The organism is Streptomyces longhuiensis (assembly GCF_020616555.1).
Classification (GTDB): domain Bacteria; phylum Actinomycetota; class Actinomycetes; order Streptomycetales; family Streptomycetaceae; genus Streptomyces; species Streptomyces longhuiensis.
In genome coordinates, this window is record NZ_CP085173.1 from 3,668,537 (window position 1) to 3,680,421 (window position 11,885).

Here is an 11,885-nt window from a genome sequence, read left to right on the forward strand (position 1 = left end):
CGGTACCTTGCCGGGCCCCCCGTTCGGGCCCCCCTTGGCACGGTTCACTTCTACGTGAAGCGTGCCAAGGAGCGGCAGACGATACAGCGCTGCGTCACGCGGCCGCGGAGTTGTTCATCTTCCGGGTGGAGATGATCTGGTCGATCAGGCCGTACGCCAGGGCGTCCTCGGCCGTCAGGATCTTGTCACGCTCGATGTCGTCGCGGATCTTCTCGATCGGCGTCGTGGAGTGCTTGGCCAGCATCTCCTCGAGCTGCTCACGCATCCGGAGGATCTCGTTCGCGGCGATCTCCAGGTCGGAGAGCTGCTCACGGCCGGTGCCGCCGGAGGGCTGGTGGATCAGGACGCGGGCGTTCGGCAGCGCCATGCGCTTGCCCGGCGTACCGGCCGCGAGGAGCACGGCGGCCGCGGAGGACGCCTGGCCCATGCAGACCGTCTGGATGTCCGGCTTCACGAACTGCATCGTGTCGTAGATGGCCGTGAGCGCCGTGAAGGAGCCGCCGGGGCTGTTGATGTAGATGGAGATGTCGCGGTCCGGGTCCATCGACTCCAGGCACAGGAGCTGCGCCATGACGTCGTTGGCGGACGCGTCGTCGATCTGCACGCCGAGGAAGATCACGCGCTCCTCGAAGAGCTTCGCGTACGGGTCGTACTCACGCACGCCCTGCGAGGTGCGCTCGACGAAGCGCGGGATCACGTAGCGGTTGTCGACCTGCGGGCCGGTGTACAGACCGCTGCCGGGGATGTTGTTCATGGTCGGTGTTCCGTCCTTGTGAGGTGGGCTTGGATGACCGCGTAACCGGGGTTTCAGGCCCCGGTGCCGCCGCCGCCCGGAACACCCGTAGCGGCACTGATGATCTCGTCGATGAGGCCGTACTCCTTGGCCTCGTCGGCGGTGTACCAGCGGTCGCGGTCACCGTCACGGATGATCGTCTCGACGGTCTGCCCGGAGTGCCGGGCGGTGATCTCCGCCATGCGCTTCTTGGTGCGCAGCAGGTACTCGGCCTGGATCTTGACGTCCGAAGCCGTACCGCCGATGCCGGCGGAGCCCTGGTGCATCAGGATGTCCGTGTTCGGAAGCGCGAAGCGCTTGCCCGGAGTACCGCCGGTCAGCAGGAACTGGCCCATGGAGGCGGCCATGCCCATGCCGATGGTGACGACGTCGTTCTGGATGTACTGCATGGTGTCGTAGACCGCCATGCCGGCCGTCACCGAGCCGCCAGGGCTGTTGATGTAGAGGTAGATGTCCTTGTCCTGGTCGGCAGCGGCCAGGAGGAGCATCTGGGCAGTGATCTTGTTGGCGATCTCGTCGTCGACCTGCTGGCCCAGGAAGATGATGCGGTCGTTGAGCAGTCGGCTGTAGACCTGGTCGCCGAGGCCACCACCGAGGGACGGCTCACCGGCGGCGGAAGGCATCAGATTCGTCACGTATCCACCTGCTCGTCTCTGACGGCAACGCGCCGTCTCGCGTCTTATGCGGAGGGCCTGGGGCCCACACCTGCGCACCGCCCTTCGGCGGCGGCTGCGGGGACTCATCTGCCCTCGTATTCATGGACCCTAACGCGCGGGTCGCTTCGGTGAATCCCGCAAGGGGAACTGTTCGCTGTGAGCGCATGTCGCACCCGGCGCCGCAGGTACGACTGGGCCCCGGGACGGTGTCGTCCCGGGGCCCAGCCACGCAGATGAGATCAGACCGAGGCTCAGGCCTCGTTCTTGTCCTCGGCCTCGGCGGAGGCGTCCGCCTCGACGGTCTCGCCGGCGGCGGCCGACTCGTCCTCGTCGTCCTCGAGGTCGACGATCTCGCCGTTCGTGTCCTTGACCGTGGCGGCCTCGACGACGACCGCGAGGGCCTTGCCGCGGGCGACCTCGCCGACCAGCATCGGGACCTGGCCGCCTTCGACGACGGCCTGGGCGAACTGGTCGGGGGACATGCCGGAGGACTGCGCGCGCCGCATGAGGTGCTCGGTGAGCTCCTCCTGGTTGACGTTCAGCTTCTCCTTGTTGACGAGCTCGTCGAGGACGAACTGCGTCTTGATGCCCTTGACGGCCTGCTCGGCGGTCTCGGCGTCGAACTCCTCGACCGTCTTGCCCTGGATCTCGAGGTACTTCTCGAGGTCGAGGCCCATCTGGCCGAGCTGGTGGTGCTCGAGGTTGTGCTTGCGGGTCTTGACCTCGTCCTCGAGCAGCTTCTCGGGAACGGGGACCTCGACCAGCTCGAGCAGCTTCTCCAGGACGCGCTCCTGGGCCTGCGTGGCCTGGTCGTACTGCTTCATGTTCTCGAGGCGCTTGCGGCTGTCGGCCTTCAGCTCGTCGAGGGTGTCGAACTCGGAGGCGAGCTGCGCGAACTCGTCGTCCAGGGACGGCAGTTCACGGGCGGCGACCTGGGTGACCTTGACGGTGACCTCGGCCTCCTTGCCCTCGGCGGAGCCGCCCTTGAGCTCGGAGGTGAAGGTGGCCTCGCCACCGGCCTCCAGGCCCTTCACGGCCTCGTCGATGCCCTCGAGGAGCTCGCCCGAGCCGATCGTGTACGAGACGCCGGAGGCAACGCCGTCCTCGAGCACCTCGCCGTCGACCTTGGCCTCGAGGTCGATCGTGACGACGTCGCCGTCCTCGGCGGCCCGCTCGACCGGGGAGGTGGAGGCGAAGCGCTCACGGAGCTGCTCCACCGACTTGTCCACGTCCTCGTCGCTGACCTCGATGGCGTCGACCTCGACCTCGATGCCGGAGTAGTCCGGGATCTCGATCTCGGGACGGACGTCGACCTCGGCGGTGAAGTTCAGCGTCTCGCCGTCCTTCAGCTCCGTGATGTCGACCTCGGGCTGGCCCAGCACGTTGAGCTCGGCCTCGTTGACCGCTTCGGTGTAGAACTTCGGAAGCGCGTCGTTGACGGCCTCCTCAAGCACAGCACCGCGGCCGAACCGCTGGTCGATGACGCGGGCAGGGATCTTGCCCTTGCGGAAGCCCTTCACCGTGACCTGCTGGTTGATCTTCTTGTACGCCGCGTCGAGGCTGTCCTTGAGCTCCTCGAAGGGCACCTCGATGCTGAGCCGAACCCGGGTCGGGTTCAGGGTCTCCACGGCGCTCTTCACGGTTCGGTCTCCTTGGGGGCTGACTTCTGGGTTCCTGCCCGGTTAAGAGACACACGGGCACGCAGCTTGCATAGTAACGGCAAGCCGGAGCCGACCCACAACGCGATCTTGAGGGGGCGTTTACCGCTTGAGACGCTGCTGTTGCGACGCTGGTCGGGGTGGCGGGATTTGAACCCACGGCCTTCCGCTCCCAAAGCGGACGCGCTACCAAGCTGCGCCACACCCCGTCGGTGCGACACGTAGGGTACATGCACGCGGCCGTTGCGGCTCCCGCATTGCGAGTGGTGTGAATGCGGTGTGCGACGAGGGGGTCCGACCCGCTACGATGCTTCCCGTTGCCGCGGTCACCGACCTGCGGCGCAAGCTGTGCGGGCGTAGCTCAATGGTAGAGCCCTAGTCTTCCAAACTAGCTACGCGGGTTCGATTCCCGTCGCCCGCTCTTGTGGCCCCGGGCCCGGTTCTCACGAACCGGGCCCGGGGTTTTTTCATGTCCTGGGCCGGACAGCCTCCCGAGCGGTCAGAACTGGATCGAGTTGATCGTGTCCGCTATCGAGTTCAGGAACCTCTGGATGTCGTCGGCCATTCCGGTCGAGGCCAGGAAGAACCCGAACAGGACCGCCACGACGGCAGGCCCGGCCTTGATCGACCCTCCCCGGATCAGCACCACGAGAATGATCGCCAACAGCAGTACGACTGACAGCGAAATGGCCACACTGATCACACCCTAGGTCGGTCCGCACTCCCGGCCCGGGGGGTACGACCCCGCACACCCCCGCCAGAACCATCGTGCCACCAACACGGCCCCCGTATGCGGCGGGTGACGCATCGTCGGCCACTCCCGTGCGACGGCGTGCCGGCCGCACACCCTTGGGGCACATGATCAGCGGGTGCCCCCCGGGCAATTTCGCGGGTTCCCGCGGCCGGCAATTCGGCCTGATCGTTTCCATGCACACACAGCATGTCCACATCGTGGGCACGTGGGATCACGCATGCGTTGTTCGCCGCGAATTCGAATTGTCGCGGGGGCCACATCCAGGACGGTCGAGTCCGGCCGATATGCACTATTTAATCAGGATGAGAATGGTCATAACGGACTCATATGGATGCCTCCCGAAGTCCCTCCTGAAGACCTGCGAAAACTTCGCCATCGCTATGACGACTTCTCCGAATCGGGGGTACTCGGGCGGTAAGGAGGATTTGACTTGAGGGTTTTACGAAATACCGAGGGCGCCGCTAAGGTGCCTCAGATGTTCCGCGCTGCCCCCACCCGAGCCCCGCTCCCTGCGGCACAGACGGCCCCCGCCCATCAGCCACCGAATACGGCAGCCGCTCCCCCCACACCGGCCGCCAAGCCCGCGAAACAGCGGGACGCGTTCTTCGACAACGCCAAGTACCTGGCCATCGTGCTGGTCGCGATGGGCCACTCCTGGGAACCGCTGACGGATCACAGCCGCGTCGCCGAGGCGCTCTACATGACCGTCTACACGTTCCACATGCCGGCGTTCATCGTGATCTCCGGCTACTTCTCCCGCAGCTTCGACATGCGGCCCGACCGGCTCCGGCGGCTCATCACCGGGGTCGCGGTGCCGTACGTGATCTTCGAGGTCGCCTACACCTTCTTCAAGCGCTGGGCGGACAACGATCCGACGCAGCCGTTCAGCCTGCTCGACCCCTGGTACCTGACCTGGTTCCTGGTCGCCCTGTTCGTGTGGCGGCTCACCACCCCGCTGTGGAAGATCGTCCGCTGGCCGGTGCCGCTCGCCGTCGCCATCGCCGTACTCGCCTCCGTCTCCCCCGACATCGGCGACGACCTCGATCTCCAGCGTGTACTGCAGTTCCTCCCCTTCTTCGTGGTCGGCCTGTTCCTGAAGCCCGAGCACTTCCAGCTGGTGCGCCGGCGTGAGGTGCGGATCCTGTCCGTGCCGATCTTCGCGGCGGCCCTGGTGCTGGCCTACTGGGCCGCTCCGCGGATGACGTCGGCGTGGTTCTACCACCGCGACAGCGCGCAGGAGCTGGGCGCGCCGTGGTGGGCCGGAGCCGTGATGACGTTCGCGCTCTTCGGCTGCTCGGTCGTCCTCACCGCGTGCTTCTTCGCCTGGGTGCCGCGGCGGAAGATGTGGTTCACCGTGCTGGGCGCGGGGACGCTGTACGGCTACCTGCTGCACGGCTTCATCGCGAAGGGCTCCCGTTTCTGGGGCTGGTTCGACGACTACGCCTGGCTGCACAAGCCGCTGGGCGAGGTGTTCGTGACGGTCGTCGCGGCCTCCCTGATCACGGTCCTGTGCACTCCCCCGGTCCAGCGGATCTTCCGGTTCGCGATGGAACCGAAGATGGAGTGGGCGTTCAAGAAGGACGCGGCCCAGGTGGCGCGGGATCGTGGGCGGGTCCGGGCGTAGTCCGGTATCACTCGCTCAGGCCCAACAGGGCCCGCATCCCCGCGTACTTCTTTGCCAGGCGGTCTCTGGTCGCCGTGTCCAGGACCGCCAGACGGGCGGGGTTCGCGTTGTGGGCCAGGTCCGACTCCTTCACCAGCAGCGCGCCAGGAGTGGCCAGAATTCGTTGTGCGTAGGCCTCCTGAGGCTCTCCGGAGCGCTTGGTGAGGGCGAGGACGACGGCCTTCGTGCGGTCCGTGAGGTCCGCCGCGGCCAGCCACTGCGGTGAGAGCGCGTCGTCCTCGATCGCGTCGTGGAGCCAGGCCGCCGCGATCTGCTCGTCGTCGCCGCCCCGGGCGCGTACACCTTCGGCGACCGCCTCCAGGTGTTCCGCGTAGGGGCGCCCGGCCTTGTCCGTCTGGGTGGCGTGGGCCCTGCGTGCCAGGGCCTCCACCTCGGCGAGGGTCAGCATGCGGCCGACCCTACGGCCTGCGCAGGGCCGCCCGGGCCGGGAGCGCGGTCGCGGCCAGACCGAGGAGCAGGACGGACCCGGCGAAGGAGCCGTACACGAGCGGCGGGATGTACGGGGACTGCCCCGTCAGGCCGTTCATCATCGGCACCAGGGTGGCGACGGCGATGCCCGTGCCGAGCCCGATGCCGGCGAGGGCGACCAGGAGCGCCTCCCAGCGGATCATGCGCATGACCTGGCGGTGGGTGGAGCCGATCAGGCGGAGCGTGCCGAGTTCGCGGCGCCGGTCGAGGACCGTCATGACGAGGGTGTTGACGGCGGCCACGGCGGCGAATCCGCCCAGGACCGCGGCCATCACCGTGTTCGCCCAGGCGTTGAGCTCACGGTCGAGGGACTGGGCCGTGGTGTAGTCGCCACGGTCCAGAGCCGTCCCGAGCGGGGCCAGGGAGTCCGGCGTGCCGCCCTTCGTCCACAGCTCCGTGTCGAACGACGTGGTGACGTGGCCCGCCAGGTCGGCCCGGGGCAGCGTCACCTCGGAGAGGCCGAGGCCCCTGCCGTACGTCGCCGCGACCTCGGGGGTCGCCTTGGTGCCGTCGGGCAGGCGGATCTCCAGTCGGTCGCCGACGGAGACATGGGCGGTCCTGGCGAGGTTCGCGTCGAGGGCGATCCGCCCGGGGCGCAGGGTGAGGATGCCGTCCTGTACGTCGAGGTCCTGGACGCGGGCGAGGTCGCGCGCCGTGCCGGTGACGCCCTGGGTGGACGCCGACTCCAGCCAGCGGTCGCCGCCGGACCCGGCCGGGACGAGGACGGACGTCTTGAGGAGGCCGACGGCCGAGGTCACTCCGGGGGTGTGCGCCGCCTGCCGTACGGCGTCGGGGGCGAGGCCCGCGTCGGAGGTGACGATGTGGTCGGCGGTGATGCCGGCCTGCTGCTGGTCGCTCGCGGCCCGGTCCTCACTCGTGTGCATGAAGACGAGGACCGAGGAGAACGCCATGGCGAGGACGATCGGCGTGATCGCCGAGGCCAGACGGCGCGCGTTCGTACGGGAGTTGGCGGCGGCGAGGTTCGCGGAGGCGCCCGCCGTGCGCAGCGGCAGCCCGAACAGGGCGGCGCAGGCGCGGGCCACGAGGGGGCCGAGCAGGGCGACCGCGAGCATGAACAGCATGACGACGCCGAGCGCCGCGTTGGCCGCGTCCTCGCCGGTGGCGGAGGCGGCGAGCCCGGCACACACGGCGCCGCCGACGGCCGCCGCGATACCCAGCGGCGTACGGATCCAGCCCACCCGCAGCCGCTCGGTGGACGCCTCGGACAGGGCCTGGCCAGGCTTCATGCGCGAGGGGCGGCGGGCCGCCATGTACCCGGCGGCGAGCGCGGTGAGCAGGGCGGTGCCGACGGCGGCGAGCAGCGGGATGTACGAGACGGAGAGGTCGACGGGCTGCGGGATCGCGCCCCTCTCCTTGAGCTGGCCGAACCACCAGCGGGCGAGCCCGATGCCGGGCAGACAGCCGACGGCGCCCGCGAGCGGGGCGACGAGGAGGGTCTCGGTGGCGATGGAGCGGCGGATCTGGCGGGGCGTCGTGCCGATGGCGCGCAGCAGGGCGAACTCGCGGGCGCGCTGGCCGACGGAGAGGGCGACGGTGCCGGCGGCGGTGAACGCGGCGACGGTGGCGGCGATCCCGCCGAAGGATCCGCCGAGCCCGGTGAGGAGTTCCTTGGCCTCGGCGAGCGAGCCGTCCTCGGCGGCGCCGCGGTCGTCGCCGGTGTGGACGTCGGCCTCGGCGCCGAGCACGTGGGCGACCTGGGCCTTGAGGGTGCCGTCGGTGACTCCGTCCTTGGGGAGTACGGCGACGGCGTCGATGCGGCCGGGGTGTCCCGAGACGCGTACGGCTTCGGAGTCGGCGAGCCAGGCGGTGGGATGCGGCTGTGTGGCGGTGGTCCCGGAGACGCGGTAGGTGCGGGGGCCTTCCGGGGCGGTGAGGGTGACGTGGTCGCCGACGGAGGCCGCCGTGCCGGCGAGGACGACTTCGCCGGGGTGCGGGGCGCGGCCCGCGGTGAGCTTCTCGCCGGTGAAGGCGGTGGAGCCCCAGTTGTGGGCGGTGACCGGCTTCCTGTCCCGCTGTACGGGGAAGGTGAGGTCGGCTACGGCGGTGCGCGCGCCCGGGGCCGAAGCGGCCTTCGCCACCAGGGAGTTGTCGAGGAGCGCGCGGTCGGGCACCTGGACGGACTCGTCCTGGCGGTCCTCGCCGGAGCCGGTGACGAAGTGGGCGCGCTGGTCGGCGGCGGCGACGACGGGGGCGCCCGCGTAGCGCCCGGGCGGGACGGAGGCGCGTACGCCGGTCTCCAGGAGGATGCCGCAGGCCGAGACGATCATCGCGGCCATCATCAGGGCGACGAAGGTGCCGACGAAGGCCGCGGGCTTGAAGCGGACGGCGGCGCGGGCGAGGCCGTTGGGGACCATCAGGCGGCCACTCCCGCGTAGGCGGGGGCCGTCAGGGTCGTCATGCGGGCGGCGATCGTCTGCGCGGACGCGCCCTGCAGCTGGTCGACGATCCGGCCGTCGGCGAGGAACAGGACGCGGTCGGCACAGGCCGCTGCGGCCGGGTCGTGCGTGACCATGACGACGGTGGCGCCCATGCCGTCGACGGCCGTGCGCAGAAGTCCCAGGATGTCGGCGGCCGTTGTCGTGTCGAGGGCTCCGGTGGGCTCGTCGGCGAAGACGACGTCGGGGCGGGTGATCAGGGCGCGGGCGATGGCGACGCGCTGCTGCTGGCCGCCGGAGAGCTGGCCCGGACGCCGCTTGCCCTTGTCGCCCAGGCCGACCTGGGCGAGGACCTCGGCGGCGCGGCGCCGGTCGGGGCGCCGGCCCGCGAGGCGCATGGGCAGGACGACGTTCTGCTCGACGGTGAGCGAGGGCAGCAGGTTGAAGGCCTGGAAGACGAAGCCGAGGCGGGTGCGACGCAGGGCGGTGAGCTTGTTCTCGCTCATGCCGGTGATGAGGGTGCCGCCGAGGTGGACGGTGCCGTCGGTGGGGCGGTCGAGGCCGGCCGCGCACTGGAGGAACGTGGACTTGCCGGAGCCGGAGGGGCCCATGACGGCGGTGAAGCTGCCGCGGGGCAGGGCGAGGTCGATGCCGCGCAGGGCGTGCACGGCGCCGCCACCGCGGCCGTACTGACGGCGGACGCCGCGCAGTTCGACAGCCCACCTGTCGTCGTCACGCGGTGCCTCGTCGTGCCGCTTCTTGCGCAGGCCCATGGTCGCCCTCTCGTACATGCCGGATTCGATGTCTCGAACGTACGGATTCGGGGGTCTTCCCGGCCATGAGGGCCGCTGGCGAAACGGGGGTGGGGAGAACCCCACCCCGCGTCACCGGAAATGGTTTGGTAAGCTAACTATTGACGCGTTCTTGACCTTCTCTTGACCTGAGCCGGTCATTCGACCAAGCCAAGACCGGAAGGAACGGACCCATCGGACATGCGGACACCCTGATAGCCATGGGCGGCGCCTTTCTCGCCGCCGCCGTCCTCGCCCGCCTCGGCGGACGCATCGGACTCCCCACCATCCCCCTGTTCATCCTGGCCGGGATCCTCCTCGGCCCCCACACCCCCGGCATCGTGCTGGTCTCCGACCCGCACGACCTGGAGATGCTCTCCGCGCTCGGCCTGGTCCTGCTGCTCTTCTACCTGGGCCTCGAGTTCCATCTGGACGACCTCAAGACCGGCGGCCGGAAGATGGCCGTCGCCGGCGGGACGTACCTCGCGCTGAACGTCGGCGCGGGCCTCGGCTTCGGATTCGCCCTCGGTTGGGGCCTCTCCGAGGCTCTGGTCCTCGCCGGGGTCCTCGGCATCTCCTCGTCGGCGATCGTCACGAAGGTGCTGGTCGACACCGGGCGCCTCGGCAATCCGGAGACCAAGCCGATCCTCGGGATCATCGTCGTCGAGGACATCTTCCTGGCCCTCTACCTGGCCGCGCTCCAGCCGATCCTGTCCGGCGCGGACAGCCTGGCCTCGGCGGTCATGGACGGCGGCAAGGCCTTCGGCTTCCTCCTGCTGCTCGCGCTCGCGGCGCGCTTCGGCACCCGCATCGTGGGCCAACTCTTCAACACCAAGGACGACGAGCTCCTCGTCATCTCCTTCCTCGGCGCGGCCGTGTTCGTCGCCGGGGTCTCCGAGTGGTTCGGGGTCGCGGACGCGATCGGCGCGTTCATGGTCGGCCTGATGCTCGGCTCCACCACCTCCGGCGAGCGCATCCGCAAGCTCGTGCACCCTTTGCGGGACGCGTTCGGGGCGATCTTCTTCTTCGCGTTCGGCCTCTCCATCGACCCGGGCGACCTGCCGACGGTGCTGTGGCCGGTCCTCGCGGCCGTCGCCGTGACGCTGGTGATGAACGTGCTGGCGGGACTCGGCGCGGCACGCGTGTACGGGTTCGGGCCCGGCCCCGCCGCGAACATCTCCACGACGCTGCTCGCCCGGGGCGAGTTCGCCCTGATCCTCGCCACGATGGCGGCGGGCGCGGGCCTGGACGAGCGGCTGTCGCCGTTCATCGCGGGCTACGTGCTCCTGCTCGCGGTCCTCGGGCCGATGGCGGCGGGCCGCTCGGAGTGGCTCGCGCGTCGCCTTCCAGGGGGGCGGGGGAACGGGGCACCCCTCGAGGAACGGGTGGGCGCCGGGGTGTGACGGATGCGCGCCGTGGGGGCGAGCCTTCGTTGCCGGATGCGGGTCTTCTGTGGCTGGTCGCGCCGTTCCCCGCGCCCCTGAGGGCGGGCGGCTTTGCCGCACCCCTTCAGCGCACAGGCGGAGCCGTCAGGCGTCGCGGCAGATCAGCAGCAGCGCGCGGTCGTCGTTGACGTCCTTGGCCACCGCCTCGATGAGGTGCCAGGCCGCGCCGTGGAAGCCGCCCGACACGTAGCGGTCCGCCTCCCCGGTGAGGCGGTCGATGCCCTCGGTGATGTCGCGGTCGGACGTCTCGACCAGGCCGTCCGTGAAGAGCATCAGGACGTCGCCGGGGCGCAGGGAGCCCTTGGTCGAGTCGAACTGCGCGCCGTCGTAGACGCCGAGGAGCGGGCCCTCCGCGGCCTTCTCCTCCCAGCGTCCGCTGCCCGCGCTGAGCTGGAGGCCCGGCGGGTGGCCCGCCGAGAAGAGTTCGTAGTCGCCCGACTCCAGGTCGAGGACGAGGTGGATGGACGTGGCGAAGCCCTCGTCCCAGTCCTGGCGGAGCAGATAGCCGTTGGCGGCCGGCAGGAAGGCGTGCGGCGGCAGGGAGCCGAGCAGTCCGCCGAAGGCTCCGGACAGGAGCAGCGCCCGCGACCCCGCGTCCATGCCCTTGCCCGATACGTCGGTGAGGACCGCCTCCAGCGTGCGGCCGCCGTTCGTACGGGCCGCGACGACGAAGTCTCCGGAGAAGGACTGGCCGCCGGCCGGGCGCAGTGCCATCTCCCGGTGCCAGCCCATGGGCAGCTGCGGCAACTTGCTCTGTACGCGGATGCGTTCACGCAGGTCGAACAGCATCGTGCCGCCGCGCCGCCAGGGCACGCCGACCCGGCTGCGGAACTGGGCTATGAGCAGGCCGAAGAAGCCGCAGGCGGCGACGGCCAGGACGGTGCCGGGGGTGACCCGGGCGGCGCCCTCCGCGTACGGGCCGAGGCTGACCGACTCCACGATGAGCGCCGCGGCGGCCGCCGCGTACAGGCCGAGGAGGCTGGCCGGGCGCAGCAGCAGACCGCCCGCCACGATCGGCAGGACGAGCGCCGTCGGGGAGCACCAGACCGAGTTGAGGAGGGTGCCGCAGGCGATGACCGGGACCGTGAGGAGCAGGGCCACCAGCGCGACCCAGTCGGAACCGTCGCCGCGGAAGTAGTCGACACCCGATCTGCGCATGCCGATGCGAGCCCGGTGCAGTCTCATCTTCATCCGGGCCGGAAACGTCTCGGCTTGCGCGCGTCGTCCTGCCATTGCTCGT

Annotated in this window: 10 protein-coding genes and 2 tRNA genes; 3 read left to right on the forward strand and 9 right to left on the reverse strand. The window is 70.0% G+C overall.

Annotated elements, in window-relative coordinates:
* Nucleotides 1-94: 94 nt before the first annotated feature.
* The 4 genes from LGI35_RS17030 to LGI35_RS17045 form a co-directional block, all read right to left on the reverse strand.
* Nucleotides 95-754: an ATP-dependent Clp protease proteolytic subunit gene (locus LGI35_RS17030; protein ID WP_227294656.1), complete on the reverse strand. Its 660-nt coding sequence runs from the start codon at nucleotides 752-754 to the stop codon at nucleotides 95-97.
* A gap of 53 nt (nucleotides 755-807) precedes the next feature.
* Nucleotides 808-1,416 carry an ATP-dependent Clp protease proteolytic subunit gene (locus LGI35_RS17035; RefSeq protein WP_227300339.1) on the reverse strand — a complete coding sequence of 203 codons (609 nt, stop codon included), beginning with the start codon at nucleotides 1,414-1,416 and terminating at the stop codon, nucleotides 808-810.
* 284 nt (nucleotides 1,417-1,700) lie between these two features.
* Nucleotides 1,701-3,089 (reverse strand): trigger factor, encoded by a 1,389-nt coding sequence (tig, locus tag LGI35_RS17040; protein WP_227294657.1) that lies wholly within the window; start codon nucleotides 3,087-3,089, stop codon nucleotides 1,701-1,703.
* Nucleotides 3,090-3,239: 150 nt separating this feature from the next.
* Nucleotides 3,240-3,316, reverse strand: a tRNA-Pro gene (locus tag LGI35_RS17045).
* A gap of 141 nt (nucleotides 3,317-3,457) precedes the next feature.
* On the opposite strand from LGI35_RS17045, the gene LGI35_RS17050 reads away from it, so the two are divergent.
* Nucleotides 3,458-3,528 (forward strand) — tRNA-Gly (locus LGI35_RS17050).
* Between the two features lie 78 nt (nucleotides 3,529-3,606).
* Here the strand turns inward: LGI35_RS17050 and LGI35_RS17055 are convergent.
* A complete protein-coding gene (locus LGI35_RS17055; RefSeq protein ID WP_100594330.1) occupies nucleotides 3,607-3,801 on the reverse strand; it encodes a hypothetical protein in 195 nt (64 codons plus the stop codon).
* Nucleotides 3,802-4,336: 535 nt separating this feature from the next.
* Here LGI35_RS17055 and LGI35_RS17060 point away from each other — a divergent pair.
* Complete coding sequence (locus tag LGI35_RS17060) at nucleotides 4,337-5,485, forward strand: acyltransferase family protein (RefSeq protein ID WP_227294658.1); 1,149 nt, start codon at nucleotides 4,337-4,339, stop codon at nucleotides 5,483-5,485.
* 7 nt (nucleotides 5,486-5,492) lie between these two features.
* Here the strand turns inward: LGI35_RS17060 and LGI35_RS17065 are convergent, their stop codons facing one another.
* Genes LGI35_RS17065 through LGI35_RS17075 form a run of 3 tightly spaced genes read right to left on the reverse strand, consistent with a single transcriptional unit; the run spans nucleotide 5,493 to nucleotide 9,182 of the window.
* Entirely contained in the window at nucleotides 5,493-5,933 is a 441-nt protein-coding gene (locus LGI35_RS17065) for an HD domain-containing protein (protein ID WP_227294659.1), read from the reverse strand.
* A 10-nt stretch (nucleotides 5,934-5,943) separates the two neighbouring features.
* Complete coding sequence (locus tag LGI35_RS17070) at nucleotides 5,944-8,388, reverse strand: ABC transporter permease (protein ID WP_227294660.1); 2,445 nt, start codon at nucleotides 8,386-8,388, stop codon at nucleotides 5,944-5,946.
* Nucleotides 8,388-9,182, reverse strand: a complete 795-nt coding sequence (locus LGI35_RS17075) for an ABC transporter ATP-binding protein (RefSeq protein WP_227300340.1) — start codon at nucleotides 9,180-9,182, stop codon at nucleotides 8,388-8,390. Before LGI35_RS17075 ends, LGI35_RS17070 begins: the two co-directional genes overlap by 1 nt.
* 239 nt (nucleotides 9,183-9,421) lie before the next feature.
* On the opposite strand from LGI35_RS17075, the gene LGI35_RS17080 reads away from it, so the two are divergent.
* Nucleotides 9,422-10,603 carry a cation:proton antiporter gene (locus LGI35_RS17080; RefSeq protein WP_227294661.1) on the forward strand — a complete coding sequence of 394 codons (1,182 nt, stop codon included), beginning with the start codon at nucleotides 9,422-9,424 and terminating at the stop codon, nucleotides 10,601-10,603.
* A gap of 126 nt (nucleotides 10,604-10,729) precedes the next feature.
* Here the strand turns inward: LGI35_RS17080 and LGI35_RS17085 are convergent, their stop codons facing one another.
* Nucleotides 10,730-11,878: a PP2C family protein-serine/threonine phosphatase gene (locus tag LGI35_RS17085; RefSeq protein WP_227294662.1), complete on the reverse strand. Its 1,149-nt coding sequence runs from the start codon at nucleotides 11,876-11,878 to the stop codon at nucleotides 10,730-10,732.
* Between the last annotated feature and the right edge of the window lie 7 nt (nucleotides 11,879-11,885).